Source organism: Massilia eburnea (assembly GCF_009720745.1).
Lineage (GTDB): Bacteria > Pseudomonadota > Gammaproteobacteria > Burkholderiales > Burkholderiaceae_D > Rugamonas > Rugamonas eburnea.
Window position 1 is genome coordinate 50,278 of the sequence record NZ_WNKX01000022.1, and the last position, 22,092, is coordinate 72,369.

At 61.5% G+C, this 22,092-nt stretch carries 19 protein-coding genes; 7 read left to right on the top strand and 12 right to left on the bottom strand.

Annotated elements, in window-relative coordinates; all coding sequences use genetic code 11:
* Positions 1–14: 14 nt before the first annotated feature.
* The 9 genes from bamA to rpsB form a co-directional block, all read right to left on the bottom strand.
* Entirely contained in the window at positions 15–2,348 is a 2,334-nt protein-coding gene (gene bamA / locus GM658_RS22870) for an outer membrane protein assembly factor BamA (RefSeq protein WP_155456373.1), read from the bottom strand.
* A 17-nt stretch (positions 2,349–2,365) separates the two neighbouring features.
* Positions 2,366–3,730, bottom strand: coding sequence for an RIP metalloprotease RseP (gene rseP, locus GM658_RS22875; protein WP_155456374.1), 1,365 nt, complete (start codon positions 3,728–3,730; stop codon positions 2,366–2,368).
* Between the two features lie 4 nt (positions 3,731–3,734).
* Positions 3,735–4,907 (bottom strand): 1-deoxy-D-xylulose-5-phosphate reductoisomerase, encoded by a 1,173-nt coding sequence (gene ispC, locus GM658_RS22880; RefSeq protein ID WP_155456375.1) that lies wholly within the window; start codon positions 4,905–4,907, stop codon positions 3,735–3,737.
* Positions 4,908–4,915: 8 nt separating this feature from the next.
* Positions 4,916–5,752 (bottom strand): phosphatidate cytidylyltransferase, encoded by an 837-nt coding sequence (locus GM658_RS22885; RefSeq protein ID WP_155456376.1) that lies wholly within the window; start codon positions 5,750–5,752, stop codon positions 4,916–4,918.
* A gap of 6 nt (positions 5,753–5,758) precedes the next feature.
* Positions 5,759–6,508: a polyprenyl diphosphate synthase gene (gene uppS, locus GM658_RS22890; protein WP_155456377.1), complete on the bottom strand. Its 750-nt coding sequence runs from the start codon at positions 6,506–6,508 to the stop codon at positions 5,759–5,761.
* Positions 6,509–6,576: 68 nt separating this feature from the next.
* A complete protein-coding gene (frr, locus tag GM658_RS22895) occupies positions 6,577–7,137 on the bottom strand; it encodes a ribosome recycling factor (RefSeq protein ID WP_155456378.1) in 561 nt (186 codons plus the stop codon).
* Positions 7,138–7,169: 32 nt separating this feature from the next.
* The gene (pyrH, locus tag GM658_RS22900; protein ID WP_155456379.1) at positions 7,170–7,886 is read right to left on the bottom strand and encodes a UMP kinase; all 717 of its coding nucleotides are present in this window, start codon (positions 7,884–7,886) and stop codon (positions 7,170–7,172) included.
* A 269-nt stretch (positions 7,887–8,155) separates the two neighbouring features.
* On the bottom strand, positions 8,156–9,070 hold the full coding sequence (gene tsf / locus GM658_RS22905; protein WP_155456380.1) for a translation elongation factor Ts: 915 nt from the start codon (positions 9,068–9,070) through the stop codon (positions 8,156–8,158).
* Positions 9,071–9,207: 137 nt separating this feature from the next.
* Complete coding sequence (gene rpsB, locus GM658_RS22910) at positions 9,208–9,960, bottom strand: 30S ribosomal protein S2 (RefSeq protein WP_130312122.1); 753 nt, start codon at positions 9,958–9,960, stop codon at positions 9,208–9,210.
* 315 nt (positions 9,961–10,275) lie between these two features.
* On the opposite strand from rpsB, the gene GM658_RS22915 reads away from it, so the two are divergent.
* The 3 genes from GM658_RS22915 (at position 10,276) to GM658_RS22925 (ending at position 11,418) form a co-directional block, all read left to right on the top strand.
* Complete coding sequence (locus GM658_RS22915) at positions 10,276–10,710, top strand: SRPBCC family protein (protein WP_155456381.1); 435 nt, start codon at positions 10,276–10,278, stop codon at positions 10,708–10,710.
* A 10-nt stretch (positions 10,711–10,720) separates the two neighbouring features.
* Positions 10,721–10,924 carry a DUF4287 domain-containing protein gene (locus GM658_RS22920; RefSeq protein ID WP_155456382.1) on the top strand — a complete coding sequence of 68 codons (204 nt, stop codon included), beginning with the start codon at positions 10,721–10,723 and terminating at the stop codon, positions 10,922–10,924.
* Between the two features lie 62 nt (positions 10,925–10,986).
* Positions 10,987–11,418, top strand: a complete 432-nt coding sequence (locus GM658_RS22925) for a hypothetical protein (RefSeq protein ID WP_155456383.1) — start codon at positions 10,987–10,989, stop codon at positions 11,416–11,418.
* A gap of 136 nt (positions 11,419–11,554) precedes the next feature.
* Here GM658_RS22925 and GM658_RS22930 read toward each other — a convergent pair whose 3' ends face one another.
* Both GM658_RS22930 and GM658_RS22935 read right to left on the bottom strand, forming a co-directional pair.
* The gene (locus GM658_RS22930) at positions 11,555–13,447 is read right to left on the bottom strand and encodes a M6 family metalloprotease domain-containing protein (RefSeq protein ID WP_155456384.1); all 1,893 of its coding nucleotides are present in this window, start codon (positions 13,445–13,447) and stop codon (positions 11,555–11,557) included.
* A gap of 115 nt (positions 13,448–13,562) precedes the next feature.
* Positions 13,563–15,980, bottom strand: coding sequence for a phosphocholine-specific phospholipase C (locus GM658_RS22935; protein ID WP_155456385.1), 2,418 nt, complete (start codon positions 15,978–15,980; stop codon positions 13,563–13,565).
* A gap of 223 nt (positions 15,981–16,203) precedes the next feature.
* Between GM658_RS22935 and map the strand changes: the two genes are divergently transcribed.
* The 4 genes from map (at position 16,204) to GM658_RS22955 (ending at position 21,254) form a co-directional block, all read left to right on the top strand.
* On the top strand, positions 16,204–17,025 hold the full coding sequence (gene map / locus GM658_RS22940) for a type I methionyl aminopeptidase (RefSeq protein WP_155456386.1): 822 nt from the start codon (positions 16,204–16,206) through the stop codon (positions 17,023–17,025).
* 31 nt (positions 17,026–17,056) lie between these two features.
* Positions 17,057–19,624, top strand: coding sequence for a [protein-PII] uridylyltransferase (locus GM658_RS22945; protein ID WP_155456404.1), 2,568 nt, complete (start codon positions 17,057–17,059; stop codon positions 19,622–19,624).
* A complete protein-coding gene (locus tag GM658_RS22950) occupies positions 19,624–20,373 on the top strand; it encodes a pseudouridine synthase (protein WP_211841915.1) in 750 nt (249 codons plus the stop codon). The genes GM658_RS22945 and GM658_RS22950 overlap by 1 nt, the downstream gene beginning before the upstream one ends.
* 122 nt (positions 20,374–20,495) lie before the next feature.
* Positions 20,496–21,254, top strand: coding sequence for a flagellar brake protein (locus GM658_RS22955; protein ID WP_211841916.1), 759 nt, complete (start codon positions 20,496–20,498; stop codon positions 21,252–21,254).
* On the opposite strand, the gene GM658_RS22960 is transcribed toward GM658_RS22955, so the two are convergent.
* Complete coding sequence (locus GM658_RS22960) at positions 21,251–22,072, bottom strand: aldo/keto reductase (protein ID WP_155456387.1); 822 nt, start codon at positions 22,070–22,072, stop codon at positions 21,251–21,253. The genes GM658_RS22955 and GM658_RS22960 overlap by 4 nt on opposite strands.
* Positions 22,073–22,092 lie beyond the last annotated feature (20 nt).

A 22,092-nucleotide genomic window follows, 5' to 3' on the forward strand; every position in this document is an offset into this window, starting at 1 on the left:
ATGCACTAAGGGCATCAGAAGCCAGTACCCATCTGGAACTGGAAGCGTTCCAGGCGGTCGCCCAGCTTGGCATTCAGGGGCTTAGCATAACTCAACTTCAGCGGGCCGACCGGGGAAATCCAGCTCAGGCCCAGGCCGGTCGAGAAGCGCAGCTCGGACAGGCGCATCTTCTGCCCTTCCGAATACACCTGGCCGCCATCGAGGAAGCCGAACCAGCGCAGCGAGCGGTCCTGGCCCTGGCCCGGGAATGGCAGCTGCAGTTCGGCATTGCCGATCATCCGCTCGGCGCCGCCCAGCGAGTCGCCGTAACGCGGGTCGACCGCGCCCAGCGAGGAGCTGGTGTAACCGCGCACGGAACCGATACCGCCGGCGTAGAAGTTCTTGAACACCGGGTAGGCGTGGCCGCCGAAACCGCGGCCGTAGTCGAATTCGCCCTTCAGTGCCAGGGTGATCTTGTTGGTCAGCGGCTTGTACCACTGGGTTTCGTACACGCCGCGCCAGTATTTCGAGCGGCCGATGCCGTCGAATTCCAGGTTGATACGCTGCATGTAGCCGATGGTCGGCGTCATGGCCGAATCGCGGCTGTCGCGCGCCCAGGCCACGGTCAGCGGCACGGCATAGGCGTTGACCGAACCGATACCGGTGGACGGACCGCCCAGGTCCCTCACGTACTGCTTGAAGTAAGTCGGCGAAGTCTCGTCGGTGGTGACGTTCGATTTTTCCAGGCCGATACCGAAGAAGACGGTATCCACCTCGGAGAACGGCACGCCGAAGTTGACGCGGCCGCCGGTCTGCTTGATGGTATACAGGCCCGTGTTCACTGCAGGCGGGCGGAAGGTACGCAGGTACACTTCATAGCTGCGCGACACGCCGTCTTCGGTGAAGTACGGGTTCACGTGCGAGAAGGCGATGGTGCGGCTGTACTTCGACGTATTCAGCTCCAGGCCCACGGTATTGCCCGAGCCCGCGAAGTTGGCTTGCTGGATCGCGGCATTGAAGGTGAACTTTTCAGCCTGCGAGAAGGCGCCGCCGATCTGGAAGTTACCGGTTGGGCGCTCGGTCACGGTCATGTTGATGTCGACCTGGTCGGAGGTGCCCTGGGCTTCCGGCGTGTCGACCGTCACTTCCTTGAAGTAGCCGGTGCGGTCGACGCGGTCGCGCGAAGCCTTGATCTTGTTGGCGTCGTACCAGCTCGATTCGAACTGGCGGAACTCGCGGCGGATCACTTCGTCGCGAGTGGTGGTATTGCCCTGGACGTTGATGTGGCGCACATAGGCGCGCTTGCCCGGGTCGATGAAGAAGGTGAATGCGACTTCGCGCTTGGCCTGGTCGATTTCCGGGTTGGCGTTGACGTTGGCGAAGGCGAAGCCGAAGGTGCCCAGGCGGTCGGTAATCAGCTTGTTGGTGACGGTCAGGGCCTTGCCGGAGTACAGCTCGCCCTTCTTCAGCAGCACCAGCTGGCGCAATTCTTCCTCGCGGCCGAACATCTCGCCTTCGAACTTGATGTCCGAGACCTTGTACTTCTCACCCTCGGTGATGTTGATGGTGATGTAGATGTCCTTCTTGTCCGGGGTGATCGACACCTGGGTGGAATCCACATTCATCTCGATATAGCCATGGTCCAGGTACCAGGACTTGATGGTCTCGATGTCGCCATTCAGCTTGGTCTTGGAGTACTGGTCGGCCTTGGTGTACCAGCTGAACCAGCCGCCGGTATTCAGGGCCATCTGCTCTTTCAGCTCCTTGTCGCTGAAAGCCTTGTTGCCGACGATGTTGATCTGCTTGATGCGCGCCACGTCGCCTTCGTCGACGTCGAAGTCGATGTTGACGCGGTTACGCTCCAGCGGGGTGACGGTGGTGGTGACTTTCACGCCGTACAGGCCGCGCGACAGGTACTGCCGCTTCAATTCCTGTTCGGCGCGGTCGACCGACGCCTTGTCGAAAGTCTTGGCTTCGCCGACGCCGATGTCCTTCAGCGCCTTGACCAGCATGTCCTTCTCGAATTCGTGGGTGCCCTTGAAGTCCACCTTGGCGATGGCCGGACGTTCTTCCACGATCACCACCAGCACATTGCCGTCGCGCTCCAGTTTCACATCCTTGAAGATGCCGGTCGCGTACAGGGCTTTGATGGTGGCTACGGATTTGTCGTCACTGAAGGTTTCGCCCACGCGCACCGGCAGGTAGCTGAACACGGTACCGGCTTCGGTACGCTGGATGCCTTCGACGCGGATGTCCTTGACGACAAACGACTCGGCGGCGATTGCGCTGCCGGAGCAGATTGCCAGGACGGCTGCGCCTACCAGGGTGCGGCGGAATTGAGGGGCGATACGATCAGTGTGTAATTTCATCGGCAAATCGAAAAAAATTAAAGCTTCCGGGCCAGGTCGTTAAATATCGCCAGCGCCATTAAGGACACCAGCAAACCCAATCCAATCCGCTGCGCCATTTCGGCAAAGCGCTCGGAAATGGGGCGCCCTGTCAAAACTTCCAGCGAATAATACAGCAAATGCCCCCCATCCAGAACAGGAATTGGCAGCAAATTCATTAGTCCAAGGCTCACGCTGATAAAGGCCACGAAGCCGATAAATGATTCGGCGCCCATTTTGGCGGTTTCCCCGGCATATTCTGCAATGGTCAGCGGCCCGGTAATATTCTTCAGCGAGACTTCGCCCACAATCATGCGGCCCAGGATCTTGAAGGTCATCGAACAGATTTCCTTCACCTGGCGCACTGCCTTGCCCGCAGCATCCAGCGGACCGTAATGCACGATCATCGTATCAATGGAGCCCACCAGTTCGGCCTTGATCTTACCGACTGTTACAAGGCCCTTGCTGTTGGCGGCCTTGTCCTCGACCGGGTCCGGCGTCAATTCCAGCTGCTGCTGGCGGCCGTCGCGCAGCACGGTGACCGCCAGTTTGCGGCCCGGCGAACGCAGCACTTCGGCCACAAACGCGCGTGCATCGTGGATCTGCAGGCCATCCACGGCCAGGATCACGTCCCCTTTGAGCATGCCGGCGCGGCGGGCGGCGCCGCCCTCCTCCATGCGGCCGATCATGGGCGGCGGGCGCATCAGGTCCAGGCCCATGGCCGCCGGCACATCGTCTTCCAGGCTGACATGGGCTGCCGCTTCCGCCGGCAGCGTGGCGCGCACCTCGCCGTAGCCGGGGCGTTCGAGCACCAGGGCCATGGCTTCGCGGTGGATGGCGGACTGGATGATGGCCCAGCGCAGCTCGGACCAGCCCTGCACCGGATCGCCGTTGATGGATTTCACGAGGTCGCCGCGCTGCAGGCCTGCCGTGGCGGCGGCGGTCGCCGTCGCCGGCTCGGCGATGCGGGCGGTCGGCTCGCGCACGCCGGCCATGTACAGGCCAGCATACAGGACGATGGCGAGCAGGAAGTTGGCCAGCGGGCCGGCTGCCACGATGGCGATGCGTTTCCAGACGCTCTGGCGGGTGAATTCGCGCTGGAGGTCTTCCGGCGTGGCGCCGCTCAAGTCGCTCTCGCGGGCATCCAGCATCTTGACGTAGCCGCCCAGGGGGATGGCGGATATGGCCCATTCCGTCTGGTCAGGGCCGAATTTGCGCATCCAGACGATGCGGCCCATGCCGACCGAGAAGCGCAGCACTTTGACGCCGCACCAGCGCGCCACCAGGTAGTGCCCCAGCTCGTGAATGACGATCAGGGTGCCGAGGCAGGCGATCGTGGCGAGGATGGTGCGCAGGAGATCCATGGCGCTACCCGGCGATAATCCGTTCCGCTGCGGCCCGCGCCAGCGCATCCTGCGCCATCACGGCCTCGATGCTGCTGGCCGCGCCATGCGGCAGTTCGTCCATGACCTGCGCGATGACGCGGTCGATGCGGCGGAAGCCGATACGCTGTTCGAGGAAGGCTTGCACCGCCACCTCGTTGGCTGCGTTCAGCAGGGCCGGGGCGGTACCGCCGGCGCGCAGGGCTTGATAGGCCAGCGCCAGGCAGGGGAAGCGCTCGAAGTCCGGCTTTTCGAATTGCAGGGTGCCGACCTGGGTCAGGTCCAGCTGGGCCACGCCGGATGCGACGCGCTCCGGATAAGCCAGGGCGTGCGCGATCGGGGTGCGCATGTCCGGGTTGCCCAGTTCCGCCAGCACGGAGCCGTCGTTGTAGGACACCATGGAATGAATCACCGATTGCGGGTGGATCACCACTTCGATCTGCTGCGCTGGAGCGCCGAACAGCCAGTGCGCCTCGATCACTTCCAGGCCCTTGTTCATCATGGTCGCGGAATCGACCGAAATCTTGCGGCCCATGACCCATTTCGGATGCTTGCAGGCCTCGTCCGGGGTCACGTTCTCCAGGGTCGCCACATCGCGCTTCAGGAATGGGCCGCCGGAAGCGGTCAGCAGGATCTTGGTCACGCCAGCGGCAGCCGGCACGCGGCCATAGCCTGCAGGCAGGCACTGGAAGATGGCGTTGTGCTCGGAGTCGATCGGCAGCAGCGCAGCGCCGCTGCCGGCCACGGCATCCATGAACAGCTGGCCGGACATCACCAGCGCTTCCTTATTGGCCAGCATGACCTTCTTGCCGGCGCGGGCGGCAGCCAGGGTCGGCGCCAGGCCTGCGGCGCCGACGATGGCGGCCATCACGGCATCGGTTCCGGATGCGCACGACACGCTGCACAGCGCAGCTTCGCCCCACTCCACTTCCGTCTTGCAGCCGGCGGCGCGCAGCAAGGCGCCCAGCTGGTCGGCGGCAGCGGCGCTGCCCACCACGGCGCGGGCCGGATGGAACTGGATACACTGTGCGGCCAGCTCCTCGACCCGGCTATGGGCCGTCAGCGCATAGACGGAATAGCGGTCCGGGTGACGCGCAATGACGTCCAGCGTGGATACGCCAATGGAACCGGTGGCGCCGAGGATAGTAATGCGTTGCATGGAATTCCTTAGAACAGCCTTGGGGTAATCAACGCAGCGATGGGCAGCACCGGCACCAGCGCGTCGATACGGTCAAGCACGCCGCCGTGGCCGGGCAGCAGGTTGCTGCTGTCCTTCATGCCGGCGCGGCGCTTGAGCATCGATTCAAACAGGTCGCCCACGACCGAGGCGGCGACGATCAGCACCAGCACGGCCAGCGCGACGCCCCAGCCCAGGTGATCAACCAGGCGCACCGCAAACGTGTCCTGCAGCAGCGGTACAGATGGCGCCAGCAGCACAGTCACGGCAGCCAGCAGCAGCACGGAAACCATGCCGCCAACCGCGCCTTCCCACGATTTGCCGGGCGAAATGGTCGGCGCCAGCTTGCGCTTGCCGAAGGCCTTGCCGGAGAAATAGGCGAAGATGTCGGCCGCCCACACCACCGCCATCACGGACAGCAGGTAAACCGGCCCGCGCGCAAACAGCAGCAGCATGGCGACGAAACAGGACACCAGGGTCGCCGCGTACACCATGCTGAGCATCGTGTTGCCCGTGCCTTCAGCCGGTGGCAGGCCCAGTTTCAGGGCAGGCGCGAAGCGGATCAGCCAGATCGCCGCGCCAATGGCCAGCCAGAACTGGGCATGGTCCAGGCCATTGGTGAAGATGAAGGTGTAGGCGAAAGCGGCCGTCCAGGCCAGGGCCGCGACGACCGCGAGGCGGTTCTTGAACAGGCGGAAGGCTTCCCAGACGGCAGCGCCGAAGAACAAAGCCACGACCACCTGCACCGCCGGCAGGTAGCCGGAGAACAGGACGGGCAACAGTACCGCCAGCAGCAGGACAGCGGTAATCACGCGGGTTTTCAGCATCGTTATTTAGCTCTTGTTGGCCAGTTGGTCGCCGGTGCGGCCAAAGCGGCGTTCGCGGCCCTGGTAGGAGGCAATCGCCTCGTCCAGGCGCTCTGCATTGAAATCGGGCCAGTAGGTATCGGTGAAATACAGCTCCGTATATGCCAGTTGCCACAGCAGGAAATTGGAAATGCGCTCTTCGCCGCCGGTACGGATGAACAGGTCCGGCTCGGGCGCATAAGCCATCGACAGGTAGGGCGCCAGTTGCTCCTCGGAGAAGTCGGTCGCGCCCGGATGCTCGGCCACCATCTTGCCGATCGCCTGCATGATATCCCAGCGTCCGCCATAGTTGGCGCACACGGTGACCGTCAGGCGGGTGTTGTTGGCCGTCTTGCGTTCGGCATTGGCGATCATTTCCTGCAGCTTATCGCCAAAGCGCGACAAGTCGCCCACCACCTTCAGGCGGATATTATTGGCGTGCATCTTCGCCACTTCGCGCTCCAGGGCGGTCACGAAAAGCTTCATCAGCAGCGAGACTTCCTCTTCCGGCCGGCGCCAGTTCTCGGAACTGAAGGCGAACACGGTCAGGTATTCGATGCCGCGCTCGATACAGGCTTCGACCACGGTACGCACGGCGTCCACGCCCTTGACGTGGCCAGCCACGCGCGGCATGAAGCGCTTGGTGGCCCAGCGCCCGTTGCCGTCCATGATGATGGCCACATGGCGAGGCACCTTGGGCGCATCAGGGACCGCGGTTGTCGAACTCGAATATTTCATAGGTACGTAAACTGAAAATCCGGGGAAGGCGCAGGCAAGAGCCAGCACCCCTCCCCGGTTTCTGGACCTTAAACGGTCAGGACTTCTTTCTCTTTTTCGGCGACGGTCTTGTCGATGTCGGCGATGAACTTGTCGGTCAGCTTCTGGATCTCGTCTACTGCACGGCGCTCTTCATCTTCCGAAATAGCCTTGTCCTTCACCAGCTTCTTCAAGCCTTCGTTGGCATCGCGACGGATGTTGCGAATGGCGACCTTGGCGTCTTCGCCCTCGCCCTTGCACAGCTTGACCATCTCTTTACGGCGCTCTTCGTTCAGCGGCGGGGTCGGCACGCGAATCAGGTCGCCCTGGGAAGCCGGGTTCAGGCCCAGGTCGGAATCGCGGATCGCTTTCTCGATCACGGCGCCCATTTTCTTTTCAAACGGAGCTACACCGATGGTGCGGGCATCGACCAGGGTCAGGTTGGCCACCTGGTTGATCGGGGTCGGGTTGCCGTAGTAATCCACCATCACGTGGTCCAGGATGCCCACGTGGGCACGGCCGGTACGCACTTTGGCCAGGTCGGCCTTCAGGGTTTCCAGGGATTTGCCCATTTTGTCCTGGGCGTTCTTTTTAATGTCAGCAGTAGACATTCCTACTCTCCTGTTACTTTACTTGAATTATTTTAAACGTGAACCAGTGTACCCTCTTCCGCGCCCATAATCACGTTCATCAACGCGCCAGGCTTGGTAATGGAGAATACTTTGATCGGCAGCTTCTGGTCGCGGCACAGTGCGAACGCGGTGGCGTCCATCACTTGCAGGTGCTTGGCGATGGCGTCGTCGAAGCTGATCTTCTGGTACATGGTCGCATTCGGGTCCTTCTTCGGATCGGCGGTGTAGACGCCGTCGACCTTGGTGGCCTTCAGCACGATTTCCGCGCTCATTTCCGAACCGCGCAGTGCCGCTGCGGTATCGGTGGTGAAGAATGGGTTGCCGGTGCCGGCGGCGAAGATCACAACCTTGCCTTCTTCCAGGTACTGCAGGGCTTTCGGGCGCACATACGGCTCGACCACCTGCTCGATGCCGATGGCCGACATCACGCGTGCGGTCACGCCCACGTGCTTCATGGCGTCGGCCAGGGCCAGCGCATTCATGACGGTAGCCAGCATGCCCATGTAGTCGGCGGTGGCGCGGTCCATGCCCTGGGCGCCAGGCGCCACGCCACGGAAGATGTTGCCGCCGCCAATGACGACCGCCAGTTCAACGCCCAGCTTTGCGACTTCGGCGACGTCGGCCACCATGCGTTCGATAGTGCCGCGGTTGATGCCGTACGGGTCATCGCCCATCAGGGCTTCGCCGGACAATTTCAGGAGGACGCGCTTGAAGGCTGGTTTTGACATGAGCTGGGGCTCCTTTTAAATGTTTTGTTCGGTGTGGCTTCGGCGGCAATGATAACGGAAATGCCATTGTCCGCCGTTTAATTCCAGATTGAAAGCCTTAAAAAAGGCTTAACAACCCTCCAACCCGGTAAACCGGGGTCGGACCCAAGGGTCAGACCCTGTCAGCACCGCTTGCAGTGGATGGGTCAGACCCTTGGGTCTGACCCGGATTTACCGGGTTTGGCAAGCAGCAGGCTTAAAAAAACGGGCCTTTCGGCCCGTTCTCTTGATTAAGCGCCTTTGGAGGCAGCCATTTGGGCTGCGACTTCCGCCGCGAAATCGTCAACTTTCTTCTCAATGCCTTCGCCAACCACGTACATGGTGAAGCCCTTAACGGTGGTGTTAGCGGCTTTCAGCATCTGCTCGATGGTCTGCTTGTCGTTCTTCACGAAAGCCTGGTTCATCAGCGACACTTCTTTCAGGTACTTGGCAACGGCGCCATCGATACGCTTGGCAACGATGTCGGCTGGCTGGGCTGGCTTGCCAGCGGCAACAGCGGCAGCAGCGTCTTCATCCGACTTGGCCTGGGCAACCGAACGCTCTTTAGCGATCAGGTCAGCAGGAACTTGCTCGGAGGACAGAGCGACCGGCTTCATTGCAGCGATGTGCATGGCCACGTCTTTACCGACTTGCTCGTCGGCGCCGTCGAACTCGACGATCACGCCAATCTTGGTGCCGTGCAGGTAGGAAGCCAGCTTGCCGGTGGTTTCAAAACGCTGGAAGCGACGGATCGACATGTTTTCGCCGATTTTGCCAACCAGGGCAGCGCGCACTTCTTCCAGGGTCTGGCCGTTGCCAGCTGGCAGGGCCAGCAGGGCAGCAACGTCAGCCGGGTTGTTTTCAGCAGCCAGCTTGGCAGCCAGGGCAGCCAGGGCCAGGAAGTCGTCGTTCTTGGCAACGAAGTCGGTCTCGGAGTTCACTTCAACCAGGGCGCCGATGTTGCCAGCGATGTGGGAAGCAACCACGCCTTCAGCGGTGATACGTGCGGAAGCCTTGGCAGCCTTACCGCCCAGCTTAACGCGCAGCAGCTCTTCCGCTTTGTCCATGTCGCCAGCCGCTTCGGTCAGCGCTTTTTTGCATTCCATCATTGGCGCGTCGGTCTTAGCGCGCAGTTCACCTACCATTGCTGCAGTAATTGCTGCCATGTGTTTCTCCTGTATTTGGTTCATCCGGGGCGGCGCCTTGGGCAGCCTGCTCATCCGGGGGATTCTGTTTAAAAAAAAGGGGGAGCTGGTGGGCCACCCCTTTCTCAAGCTGAAGCCGCCTTGCGGCGGCCAGGCAATTAAGCCTGCTCGTTAACTTCTACGAACTCGTCGCCAGCTGCAGTCTTGATGGATTCCAGGACTTCAGTGGTAGCGTTTGCACGACCTTCCAGGATCGCGTCTGCAACGCCGCGGGCGTACAGGGTGATCGCTTTGGAGGAGTCGTCGTTACCAGGGATGACGTGGGTCACGCCTTCTGGGGAGTGGTTGGTATCGACCACGCCGATCACTGGGATGCCCAGCTTAGCGGCTTCGGTGATCGCGCCTTTGTGGTAACCAACGTCAACCACGAAGATTGCGTCAGGAACACCGCCCATATCCTTGATACCGCCGATCGACTTCTGCAGCTTTTCCAGTTCGCGACGGAACAGCAGAGCGTCTTTCTTGGTCAGCTTTTCAACGGAACCGTCTTCGATCGAAGCTTCCATGTCTTTCAGGCGCTTGATCGAGGTCTTGATGGTCTTGAAGTTGGTCAGCATGCCGCCCAGCCAACGCTGGTCAACAAATGGAACACCGGCGCGCTGAGCTTCAGCAGCGATGATGTCGCGAGCTTGGCGCTTGGTGCCAACCATCAGGATGGTGCCACGGGAAGCGGAGATTTGACGGATGGTTTTCATCGCGTCCTGGTACATGGCCAGGGTCTTTTCCAGGTTGATGATGTGAATCTTGTTGCGGTGGCCGAAGATGAACGGAGCCATCTTTGGGTTCCAGAAACGGGTTTGGTGACCGAAGTGGACGCCGGCTTCCAGCATTTCACGCATCGTTACAGACATTATTTACTCCAGGGTTTGGTCTGGAATCCACCCAGTGACCCTTGCGGGCACCCTTGTTGGGGGGATTCGGGTTTATAAAATAAGAAAATTTGCTGCTATTGCAAGACGCTAGGTCAGGCAACCATAGATTTTAGCGCATCCGAGGGGACTCAGGCAAGCGGGTTACACCCTTTCACAGAGTGCGCCGGGCGGCATTTTAGTGCAAACTTGATAATAAATACAAAGATTTCCGGATTATTTTGAGAATGTTGTCGATTTCAGCGGCGCCAACGCGTCGTGCCAATACCAACCCACCCAAACATGGAGACAACTGACATGGCTACCAACACCATCAAACTGCACCGTGTGCTGCGCGCTTCCCCGGAACGTATTTACAAGGCATGGACCACCGCCGCGGCATTCAACAAGTGGCTGCCGCCGAATGGCTACCTGGGCGAAGTGCATGAAATGGATGCCCGCGTGGGCGGCAAGTACCGCATGTCCTTCACATACTTGGGTACCGGTTTCACCCATTCCTTCGGCGGTGAATACCTGGAACTGCATCCTGGAGAGAAGATCCGCTACACCGCCGTGTTCGACGACCCGAACCTGCCGGGGCAGATGCTGACCACCATCGTGCTGCGGGCAGTTTCCTGCGGTACGGATGTCGACATCGTTCAGGAAGGCGTGCCAGCCGTGATCCCGGCCGAACAGTGCTACCTGGGCTGGCAGCAGTCGCTCGCCCTGCTGGCTCTGCTCGTCGAACAGTAATGAGGCAGCAATGGGTTCCCCGTCGTCATATTTCCCTTCCATCGAGGCCAAGTACGGCAAGCCAGTCGAGTATTGGCTCAAGCTACTCAAGGGCATGCAAGGCATGAAGCACATGGACATGGTGTCGCTACTGAAGACCGACCACGGCATGGGGCACGGCCATGCCAATGCCCTGGTGGCGCACCACTTAGCGGAAAGCAAAGAGAAAGCTTGATCCTGCTCTAAACGCCGGCGGGGGACAGTCGCCAAAATGAGGGGACACGAAGAGATGCCCTCATGAGCTTGGTTGACATCACTCCCCTGTCCGCCGAAGATGAAATTATGGATCCCGCTACCAGACAGTATGTCGATTCGAGCGCCGCGATCGCCGAAGCGCGCTCCGATGCAAAACTTGCCGAGTTCCGAGCCACCGTCGAAGCCTATACGGCCCGCGCTGAAGAACGAGAAATCGTCCGCACGAGAGATTTTGCGCGACTCGAAGCATCTCTGGCGAATATAAAGCGGGCGATCGTCACCGCGACGCTCAGTGCGATACTTAGTATCGCTGCGCTCAACGCAGCCTTGTATCAGGGAATTCTCTCAATGTCCGATGTCGGGCGCCATTTTGGCACCACTCAGGCTGAAATACAGAGTCAACTGCGCGTCCTGGAATTGCTGCTTCGTGCAAATGACCAAGCGCCTGGCAAAACCTCTCATGGCACGGATTGAGCCGAGAAAAAGAACTTACCGGATGGCCGCTGATGTGAAGAATAGAGAATCTACGTTCGACATCATCCTTGGCTGATCTTGAGGAAATAAAGCGCCAGCTCGCGGAGATGCGAGCTGACGAGGAACGTTAGGCCGGTTATTTGGTGACGGTCAGCGTATAGTTGCCGGCGCCGCTGTAGCTGTACACGGTGATGCGGTAGTAAGCCGCCGCAGCGTTATACGTGATCGCCTCGTTCGACGTCGGGCTGGTCGACGAGGCCACCTGCACCCACGCACTGCCATTCCACTGTTCCAGCTTCAGGTCAAAATCAGCGCCGCTGGCAGGGCCGGCCAGGTTGGCCTTGATTGTCCCGCCCCCATAGTAGAAATACGGCGATGGCTGGATGGCCGAGGCATTGGTGCCGGACAGGTAGCCAGTGTACGTATCGCCACCCGGAGTACCGTCGCCCTTCACCACATCGAACGCGATCGTCTGCGCCGCCGGGCTGATATTGGCAAGGCCGAAGTTGGAGCCTGCGCCGCTCCACCAGCGCGAGTTGGTGCCACGCGAAGCGTAGTTGTTCGGGACCGTATCGTAGAACGCCTTGTAGATCGCGCCGTCATACAGGTCGGTCGCATCGCCGCGATTGACGTTGTACTCCGGATCGCGGCGGCCATCGGCATGCTCCATCTGCACGTAAGGATGCCACTCGTCCGAGTTATTCCCGGCCGGGTCGACGTGCCACACCGCCAGCCCGGAGCCGAGCTGGTACAGGTTCTGGTCGGCCTTGTAAATCGCTTCCAGGTAGAACGCCTCGTCCTGCTTGGCCTGGTTGGTCCAGCGGTACAGGCTATGTGAACCGGACGTGTGACTCAGGCGCCCTTTCGGCGCGCTCGCGTTCAGCGCCGGATTCAGCTCGGTCACGGTATCCCATCCAGCCAGGTAGCGGAAGAAACCGTTCGGCGGTACCGGGCGAAACTGGCTCTGCGAACCGACAGCGCCAAAACCCATGATGCAGTAGCTGGCGACCGAGCCTTCCGAACTCCCGTCGTAGTCGTACAGGTCCGGCCAACCCATGATCAGGTGCCCGGTCTCGTGGGAGAAGGTGCCGATCGCCAGGCTCGTGCCCATATTGGAGATCTGGTAATAGCCCGTGCAGACGCCATCGGCGCAGAACTGGTTGTTCAGCCACCCCATATGCGGCCACAGGCCCTTCGACCAGGCACTGTCGGCGCCGCCGGCGTAGAAGAAGTTCAGGCCACGAATGCGCTTGTTGGCGTCAACGCTCAGCGAAGCGAAGTTGAAGCCCTGCGTATACTCCAGCCAGTTCAAGGCCTCGGTGATCAGCTCCTGCGAACGCACGCCGGAGTCGAGGCTGCTGTCTGCGTAATAGGCCTTGTTGTACTTGGCGTGGTAATACACGGTGGAGGTATTGGTGTAATCGAGCTTGCCGCCGGAGACCGACTGATAATACCCGCGCACCGATTGGGCGTTCCCGAATCCCGTGTACGGCACATCGTTCAGGAAGGAGTTCACCTGCGCCTGCGTAATCGTTCCCGGCACGTCCGGGAAATCGATGATGACGGTCAGCCCCTTCACCTGCCCGGTGATCGGCGTCAGCGACTGCGGCGCACTCGCTGCAATAGCGGCCGACTTGCGCGCACTTTCGAGCGAACGGTTATTCATCTTTTCGAACTTTTCCTTCGCCTTCTTCGCGCGCATTTCCGGGCTTAAGCCTTGCTGCTTCTTGTCGCCCGCGCTCAAGCTTCGTTTTTGCGCATTGGTCGCAAGGACGCCGGTCGACACCAGGTCGTCGCCAGTGGCGTTCACCCTGGCATAGCAGAAACCCTTCTTGGCGCTGTCAAAGACGATCAGGGAGCCATCGTCGGTGCGCTGTTCGGCATAGTAGTCATTGCCGTCCAGGTGCACGCGCAGCTTCTCGCCACCTGGTTGCTTGAACTCATACACACTATCTTTGTAAGGGATACCAGCCTGCGCAAACAGGCTGGCCAACAACATCACTGCTGCAGTTGCAACTTTCAAGCGCATTTCGGTCTCTCCATTTCTAGTTGTAAGGAATGGAAAGTTAATCACGCACGATTGTGCAAGTCTTGATGAATTTATAAGGGTGCGGTGCGGAAATCGGCACAGCCGCGCACCATCATCAGGTCACCGAAAATGCCACGGGGCTGGTGAGCGCAGTGTAGCCATCGTTGTACAGCAGCCAGGCCGCGTAGCTGCCCGCAGCCAGTCCGTTGGTCGCAAAGGAAGCGCTGCCCGCCCCGCTGGTGACATACTGCCAGGACAGCGACGCCGTGGAACCGGGCGTCACGCCGCTGCGGTAGATGCCAATCCAGTTCTTGCTGCCCACCTGCGGCGCTGGCACCGTGTAGGTGAAACTGATGGGGGTACCGGCCGGCACGCTCGTGGCGCTTGCCGCCAGTGTCGCCGCCGGGCCGGCCACCGTGCGGTTCAAGGCCGGGTCGGTGCGGCTCGCCAGGCCGTTTTCCACACGTCCAGCCATGCGGCGCAGGTATTGCGCGTCGAAGTCGCAAGTCACCGACAAGTCGTACCAGCCATAATTCGCGCCGGTCGCCACGCTCACCGTCAGCTGCTGGCCGGCGGCGACAGCGTGGGTGCTTGCGGCGCGGCCGTATGCGTTGTCGGCGATGCGGAAGGTAGCGGTACGCAGGCCATCGACGTTGGAGAGGACGACATCCACCGACATTTCGGCCGCATTTGCATTGAGCCAGACTTCCGGACGCGCGCCACCTGACGCCGTGGCCAGCGCCAGCACGCCGGCGAATTCGCGCTGGAAGCCATTCGGCCCTACGACGTTCAGGTGGTAGTTCGGCGTGCTCCAGTTCCACACTTCGCTTTCAATCTTCTTCCCAGCCTCCACCGTGTAGTACCAGGGGCCGTCGCTGCGCGCCTGCGAATAGACGATGAACGCGCCGCCCGCTGCGCCCTGGTTATAGAACGACAGCGCCACCTGCTTGGAGGAGGCCACACGCGCCGCAGCGGCGAAAGCATAAGGCAAGGCGCAGGAATAGCGCGGGCTGCCGGCTTCCTGCGCCGGCAGGCTTTGCACCGCCGGCGGTTGCGGATAAGGTTTGCCGGACACCAGCTGGTAGGTGGTGTTCTTGGGAACCGTGGAGGGCCAGGTTGCATTCGGTGTCTTGAAGTCGAATGCGGAGGTCAGGTCGCCGCACACAGCGCGGCGCCAGGGCGAGATGTTCTCGCAGGTGATGCTGGCACGCTGCTTGCCGGCACCAGCCACCAGCCATTCTTCGAGGAAGCGGAGCTTGGAAGTATGGTCGAACAGCTGCGAGCATACGCGGCCGCCTTTGCTCCACGGCGAAATCACCAGCATCGGGACGCGCGGGCCAAGGCCTACCGGCACGCCATTGTAGTTCTCGTACTGGCCGACATCGGCCATGGTGGCGCGGCCCATGCCGGTGTTCAGCGGCGCCAGGTGGGAAGGCACGTGATCGAAGAAGCCGTCGTTTTCGTCATACGTGAGCAGGAAGACGGTCTTCGACCAGACATCCGGGTTGGCGACCAGCGCGGCCAGCAAGCGCGCCGTCAGGTTTTCGCCGGCGTTCGGCGAATTCGGCGAGTGTTCGGTGTAATCGTTGGGCGCGCAGATCCAGGACACTTGCGGCAGCCGGTTATTACGCACGTCGTCGGCAAAGGAAGCGACCAGCCAGTCGCCCTTGGTGCCCTTCGAATTGGCTTCGGTGGAGCCGGGCGCGATCACACGGCCCTTCTGATACAGCGGGCTGCTTGGCGAAAGGCGCGTGCCGTCGGCATTCACGCGGAAATTGCGGAAATACGCCAAGTAATTGTCGCCGTAGTTATCCCATTCCTGGTAGACCTTCCAGCTCACGCTGTTCGCCTCCAGCACTTCGGCATAGGTGCGCCAGTTCGGCGCGCTGGCCGTCACGGAAGGCGTGATGTTGTCGTATTGCGGATCGTTGTTGTAGTAGCCAGCCGAATCCACGTTATACAGGCTGCCCATGGAGGCCTGCCAGTTCTGGTTCGTGCCCGTCAGCGAATACATGCGGTTCGGGTCCGTGGCGCCGAAGATCGAGCAATGGTAATCGTCGCAGATGGTGAAGGCGTCCGCCAACGCATAGTAGAACGGCAGGTCGCCACGGTCGAAGTAGCCCATGCACTGAGCGGTCTTCTGCTTGACCCAGGCGTCCCAGCCCTGCCAGGTCGTCTGCGAACCTTTCCAGCTATGGTTGGTGCCGAGCGACAGCGCGCTCGTGTTCCTGGCGTCGAAGTGGAAAGGCAGCACGTAGCCACCGCTGCCATTCGGCTGGTACCAGACCGGCTTCCCGCCCGGCAGCGTGATGGCGCGGGGGTCGTTGAAGCCGCGGACGCCGCCCAGCGTACCGAAATAATGGTCGAAGGCGCGGTTTTCCTGCATGAAGATGACCACGTGCTGCACGTCGGCCAGGGTGCCTGTGGGGCTATAGGCGGGCACCGCAAGCGCCTGGCGGATCAGCTCAGGGAAGAAGGTGCTGGCGGCGCCAGCGGTGGCCATGCCAAGGAATTTGCGGCGGCTGGTGGACATCGGGTTTCCTTATGGGTCTGGTTGTAAGGTCCAGCGATGCTACGGTGCAATTATGACAATTGCGTGTCAGATGTCTGCAGTACGCCACGGTTTAGGCCGGATCCGCCTTCGTCACGCCGAAAATCGGCACAGGGCATCTACCGGGCGCGCAAGGGGGCTGTCGTTTATAATCTTGCTGATAACGCCCTCATGTGGCGTACCCTGTACAAAATTGCATGATCCCATGACTATCAACATCAAAACCCCCGCGGACATCGAAGGCATGCGCATCGCCGGCCGGCTCGGCTCCGAGGTGCTCGATTACATCACTCCCTTCGTCAAAGCCGGCGTTACCACCGGTGAGCTGGACCGCCTGTGCCACGAGTACATGACCAATGTGCAGGGCACCGTCCCGGCGCCGCTGAACTACTGCCCGCCAGGCTATACGCCCTACCCTAAAGCCATCTGCACTTCCGTCAACGACGTGATCTGCCACGGCATCCCGGGCGACAAGGTCCTGAAGGATGGCGACGTGGTCAACCTGGACATCACCGTCATCACCAAGGATGGCTACCACGGCGACAACAGCCGCATGTTCTTCATCGGCAAACCGTCGATCCTGGCCAAGCGCCTGTCGGACGTGACGTTCGAGTGCATGTGGCTGGGCATCGAGCAAGTGAAGCCGGGCGCTACCCTGGGCGATATCGGCCATGCCATCCAGGTGCACGCAGAGAAGAACGGCTACAGCGTGGTGCGCGAGTTCTGCGGCCATGGCATCGGCAAAGTCTTCCACGAAGAACCGCAGATCCTCCACTACGGCAAGCCGGGCACCGGGCCCGTGCTGGAGCCGGGCATGGTCTTCACCATCGAGCCGATGATCAATGCCGGCCGCCGCGAAATCAAGGAAATGCCTGACGGCTGGACCATCAAGACCAAGGATCGCAGCCTGTCCGCGCAATGGGAGCACACGCTGGTCGTCACCGAGACCGGCTACGAAGTTTTCACCCTGTCCGCCGGCAGCCCACCGCCGCCGGCCTTCGTCACCGAAAAAAAAGCCGCAGCCTAATCCAGACGATACCCGCATGCCCCACGCCGCGATGAAGAAGGATCTCCGGGAACAGCTGAAGGCCCGGCTCAAGTCGGACCGCCAGCGCATCATTGCCAACTTCCATGAAGACGGCATGCCCGAGAAGCTGCTGCGCAACCTGCGCAGCTCCGTGGACGATGTCCTCACGCAGGCCTGGGCAGCGAACCGGCTGCCGCCGCAAGCCGCCCTGGTGGCGGTTGGCGGCTATGGCCGCGGCGAGCTGTTTCCCTATTCCGACGTCGACCTCCTGATCCTGCTGAACGAGGCGCCGGATGACGCCACGCGCGGCAAGCTGGAAGAATTCGTCCAGCTGCTGTGGGACCTGGGCCTGGACGTCGGCCACAGCATCCGCACCATCGACGAATGCCTGGCCGAATCGAAGGCCGACATCACGGTGCAAACCAGCCTGCTCGAAGCGCGCATCATCACCGGCAACATGGTGCTGTTCGCGCAGATGCAGGATGCTTACAACAAGGCTATGGACCCGCGCGCCTTCTTCGAGGCGAAGACCATCGAAATGCGCCAGCGCCACGCCAAGTACGAGGACACGCCATTCAGCCTCGAGCCCAACGTGAAGGAAAGCCCGGGCGGCCTGCGCGACCTGCATGTGATCCTGTGGATGGCCAAGGCCGCCGGCCTGGCCAATTCCTGGCGCACCCTGGCCGTGCGCGGCCTGATCACCCAGACCGAAGCGCGCCAGCTGATGGAAAAGGAACGCGCCTTCAAGGACATCCGCGTGCGCCTGCACCTGGTGGCCGGCCGCCGCGAAGACCGCCTGGTGTTCGACGTGCAGACCGCCGTCGCCGAAACCCTGGGCCTGAAAGCCACCGGTACCGGCGTCCACATGCGCCGCGCCAGCGAGTACCTGATGCAGCGCTATTACTGGGCCGCCAAGACCGTGGTGCAGCTGAACACCATCCTGCTGCAGAACATCGAGTCCTTCCTGTTCCCGCATGACGAAGAACCGGTGCGCATCAACGAGCGCTTCAGCGAAGTGAACGGCATGATCGACATGAACGACGACGATACGTTTGAGAAAACGCCGTCGGCCATCATGGAGATCTTCGTGCTGCTGTGCGAGCGCCCTGCCCTCAAAGGCATGACCGCACGCACCATGCGCGCGCTGTGGCACGAACGTTTCAAGATCGACGCCGAATTCCGCGCCGATCCTGTCAACAAGGCTTACTTCCTGCGCATCCTGCAAGCGCCGCAAGGCATCATCCACAACATGCGCCGGATGAACGAGCTGTCCATCCTCGGCCGCTACCTGCCCAGCTTCCGCAAGATCACGGGCCAGATGCAGCATGACCTGTTCCACGTCTACACGGTGGACCAGCACATCATGATGGTGCTGCGGAACATGCGACGATTTACCATGACCGAGCATGCGCACGAATACCCGTTCTGCTCGCAGCTGATGGCGAACTTCCCGCAACCGTGGCTGCTGTATGTGGCGGCGCTGTTCCACGACATCGCCAAGGGCCGCGGCGGCGACCACTCCAAGCTGGGGGTGGCCGACGTGGAGCAGTTCTGCCAGGAGCACGGCATCAACGAAGAAGACACCGAACTCGTGTCCTTCCTGGTCGAACAGCACCTGACCATGTCGCACGTGGCGCAGAAGCAGGATATGTCCGATCCTGACGTGATCCAGGCCTTCGCCAAAACCGTGCGCGACGAGCGCCACCTGACTGCACTCTACCTTCTGACAGTGGCCGACATCCGCGGCACCAGCCCGAAAGTCTGGAACGCATGGAAAGGCAAGCTGCTGGAAGACCTGTACAAGATGACCCTGCGCGTGCTGGGCGGCGAGCCGCATTCCGCCGACCGCGAACTGAAGAACCGCCAGCAGGAGGCCCTTGCCACCCTGCGCCTGTACGGCCTGCCGCCGGATGCCCACGAGCCACTGTGGAAGCAGCTGGACCTGGCCTACTTCCTGCGCCACGACGCCAGCGACATCGCCTGGCAGACGCGCGCCCTCTGGGACCGCCTGGACAGCGAACAGCCGGTGGTCAAGGCGCGCCTGGCGCCGATTGGCGAAGGCCTGCAAGTGGCGGTTTACATCAAAGACCAGCCGGACCTGTTCGCGCGCATCTGCTCCTACTTCGACCGCAAGAACTTCAGCATCCTGGATGCGAAGATCCATACTACGAAGCATGGCTATGCGCTGGACACCTTCCTCGTCACCGAGCAGAATTTCGCCAAGAGCTACCGCGACATCATCAACCTGATCGAGCATGAACTGGGCGAATTGCTGGCAACCCAGGGTCCGCTGACCGCGCCAAGCAAGGGACGCCTGTCGCGCCTGTCGCGCACCTTCCCGATCCAGCCGACGGTGGACCTGCGCCCCGACGAACGCGGCCAGTACTACCTGCTGTCGGTGGCGGCCAACGACCGCACCGGGCTGCTGTATTCGATCGCGAACGTCCTGACCAAATATAAGATCAACCTGCATACGGCCAAGATCATGACCCTCGGCGAACGCGTGGAAGACGTGTTCATCGTCGATGGCGCGGCGCTGGCCAATGCCCGTACCCAGCTGCAGCTGGAGACCGACTTACTCGAAGCACTGAAAATCTGATGTCCGAAGAATTGTTACGCCTTTCCAAGCGCATGTCCGAACTGGGCCTGTGCTCCCGCCGTGAAGCCGATGAATGGATCGCCAAGGGCTGGGTGCGCGTGGACGGCAAAGTGGTGTCCGAACTGGGCACCAAAGTCACTCCAAGCCAGAAAGTCACTGTGGAACGCCAGGCTGCCGCCGAACAGGCGCGCCGCGTCACCATCCTGATCAACAAGCCCGTCGGCTACGTGTCCGGCCAGGCGGAAGACGGCTACCAGCCCGCCGTGGTCCTGATCAAGCCGGAAAACCGCTGGGAAGAAGACCGCTCGCCGGAACGCTTCGACCGCAACCATCTGCGCAGCCTGGTGCCAGCCGGCCGCCTGGACATCGATTCCGTCGGCTTGCTGGTGCTGACCCAGGACGGCCGCGTGGCCAAGCAGCTGATTGGCGAAAACACCAACGTTGACAAGGAATACCTGGTGCGCGTTGAGTACACCAAGCCAGGCCGCCTGCCCGACAGCGAACTGCAAAAGCTGAACCATGGCCTGTGGATGGACGGCAAACCCCTGCTGCCGGCCAAGGTGCGCTGGCAGAACGACGACCAGCTCAGCTTCACTCTGCGCGAAGGCAAGAAACGCCAGATCCGCCGCATGTGCGAAATGGTCGGCCTGCGCGTGGTAGGCTTGAAGCGGGTGCGCATTGGCCGTGTCAAACTCGGCAACTTGCCTGAAGGACAATGGCGTTACCTGAGCCCGGACGAGCGCTTCTGAGTCGGCATCGACGCAACAAAAAAGCAGCGTTCATTGCCGTTTAGCAAGCGGGCAAAGCCGGAACGCGGTAAAGTAACCGCGTCTTCTCCTAAAAAACGAGAACCTGAGCTGTGAACGATCCAATGCCAAACGACCTCCGCAAGGGGCCTCCCCGTCCACAAGACGCGGTGGAACCGATGCCCGCGGGGGCAAATCCACATGACATCGTGGACCCCGATGAAATCGGCGATGCGCTGACTGCGCTGGCCGACGCAGGCGACGCGATTTCCATCTACCACCACGACAGCGCCGACGTTGTGCTGGCGCGCCTGTTGTCCGTCGACCCTGAGCTGCCGCACTTCGTGATCCAGCTCAATGAAGGCTCGGTGCTGCCGCCTGGCGAATGCACCTTCGTGACCTGGCTGCGCGGCGCCAGGTTCCAGTTCAAGCTGAACGATCCGCACTGGAACGCCTTGCCCGAGCAGCCGACGCTGATCCCGGCGCAATTTCCCGAGCGGTGCCAGGTGCTCAACCGCCGCGCCGCGCCGCGCCTGGAAACCCCACTGGGCACCTACCACACCGCGTCCTTTGTCTTGAACGGCAAGCCTTACGAAATGCAGCTGTATGACTTCGCCGTCGGCGGCGTCGGCATGCGCTGCGCGCCGCGCGACGCGGTCGGGCTGCATGTTGGCCGCAGGCTGCAGCGCGTGCGCCTGGATATGGGCCCGGGTTCGGTGTTGATCTGCGACCTGGAAATCCGCCTGGCGCGCCATTTCCGCTCTTTCCTGCTCGGCGAGCAGGTGCAGATCGGCTGCCAATTCCAGAACCTGTCGCCGCTGATGCAGGATGAGCTGCAGCGCATCCTCGAGCGCCTCAACACTGGCCGCGGCGGCCAGCGCTAAAGCACGTCCAGCGGCGTCGCGCGCGTCGGCGGGGCGAACGATTTATCCAGCAAAGCCAGGTCTTCCTGCCCCAGCCTCAGCGTCATCGCCGCTGCATTGGCGCGCACGTGCGCCTCGCTGGCCGCCTTGGGGATTGGCAAAACGCCTTCCTTGCGCAGCAGCCAGGCCAACGCAATCTGCGCGGCCGTTGCCTGGTGGCGCGCAGCGATTGAAAGCAGCGCCGGCTCGGACAGCAGGCGTTCCTGCTCCTTGCGGCTGGACTCCAACGGTGAATAGGCCATCAGGGTCATTCCACGCTCCTGGCACCAGGGCAGCAAATCCCATTCAATGCCGCGCCGGCGCAAGTTGTAGAGCACCTGGTTGGCTTCGATGGCGTCGCCGCCGGGCAGGCCGACGGCTTCCTTCATGTCCGAGAGATCGAAGTTGCTGACGCCGTATTCGTGGATCTTGCCGGCCTGCTTCAGGGCCATCAGGCCCTCAAGCGTTTCCGCCAGCGGCACGCTGCCGCGCCAGTGCAGGAGATAGAGGTCGATGTGCTCGACCTTCATGCGTTTCAAACTTTTCTCGCAGGCTGCCACCACGCCCTTGCGCGAAGCGTTCTGCGGCAGCACCTTGCTGACAAGGTAGGCCTCGCTGCGACGCCCCGCCAGTGCCGCGCCGACCACTTTTTCGGCCCCGCCATCGGCATACATTTCCGCCGTGTCGATCACCGTCATGCCCAGGTCAAGGCCCAGTTGCAGGGCGCGCACTTCGGCCGCTTTGTCGGCCGCGCGTTCGCCCATATTCCATGTGCCCTGCCCCATCCTCGATAGCGTCATGGTCACACTCCTCCAGGATT

Bases quoted from the DNA above. Each gene is read 5' to 3' on its own strand.
- bamA (WP_155456373.1), bottom strand. From the start codon at position 2,348: ATGAAATTACACACTGATCGTATCGCCCCTCAATTCCGCCGCACCCTG.
- rseP (WP_155456374.1), bottom strand. From the start codon at position 3,730: ATGGATCTCCTGCGCACCATCCTCGCCACGATCGCCTGCCTCGGCACC.
- ispC (WP_155456375.1), bottom strand. From the start codon at position 4,907: ATGCAACGCATTACTATCCTCGGCGCCACCGGTTCCATTGGCGTATCC.
- GM658_RS22885 (WP_155456376.1), bottom strand. From the start codon at position 5,752: ATGCTGAAAACCCGCGTGATTACCGCTGTCCTGCTGCTGGCGGTACTG.
- uppS (WP_155456377.1), bottom strand. From the start codon at position 6,508: ATGAAATATTCGAGTTCGACAACCGCGGTCCCTGATGCGCCCAAGGTG.
- frr (WP_155456378.1), bottom strand. From the start codon at position 7,137: ATGTCTACTGCTGACATTAAAAAGAACGCCCAGGACAAAATGGGCAAA.
- pyrH (WP_155456379.1), bottom strand. From the start codon at position 7,886: ATGTCAAAACCAGCCTTCAAGCGCGTCCTCCTGAAATTGTCCGGCGAA.
- tsf (WP_155456380.1), bottom strand. From the start codon at position 9,070: ATGGCAGCAATTACTGCAGCAATGGTAGGTGAACTGCGCGCTAAGACC.
- rpsB (WP_130312122.1), bottom strand. From the start codon at position 9,960: ATGTCTGTAACGATGCGTGAAATGCTGGAAGCCGGCGTCCACTTCGGT.
- GM658_RS22915 (WP_155456381.1), top strand. From the start codon at position 10,276: ATGGCTACCAACACCATCAAACTGCACCGTGTGCTGCGCGCTTCCCCG.
- GM658_RS22920 (WP_155456382.1), top strand. From the start codon at position 10,721: ATGGGTTCCCCGTCGTCATATTTCCCTTCCATCGAGGCCAAGTACGGC.
- GM658_RS22925 (WP_155456383.1), top strand. From the start codon at position 10,987: ATGAGCTTGGTTGACATCACTCCCCTGTCCGCCGAAGATGAAATTATG.
- GM658_RS22930 (WP_155456384.1), bottom strand. From the start codon at position 13,447: ATGCGCTTGAAAGTTGCAACTGCAGCAGTGATGTTGTTGGCCAGCCTG.
- GM658_RS22935 (WP_155456385.1), bottom strand. From the start codon at position 15,980: ATGTCCACCAGCCGCCGCAAATTCCTTGGCATGGCCACCGCTGGCGCC.
- map (WP_155456386.1), top strand. From the start codon at position 16,204: ATGACTATCAACATCAAAACCCCCGCGGACATCGAAGGCATGCGCATC.
- GM658_RS22945 (WP_155456404.1), top strand. From the start codon at position 17,057: ATGAAGAAGGATCTCCGGGAACAGCTGAAGGCCCGGCTCAAGTCGGAC.
- GM658_RS22950 (WP_211841915.1), top strand. From the start codon at position 19,624: ATGTCCGAAGAATTGTTACGCCTTTCCAAGCGCATGTCCGAACTGGGC.
- GM658_RS22955 (WP_211841916.1), top strand. From the start codon at position 20,496: ATGCCAAACGACCTCCGCAAGGGGCCTCCCCGTCCACAAGACGCGGTG.
- GM658_RS22960 (WP_155456387.1), bottom strand. From the start codon at position 22,072: ATGACGCTATCGAGGATGGGGCAGGGCACATGGAATATGGGCGAACGC.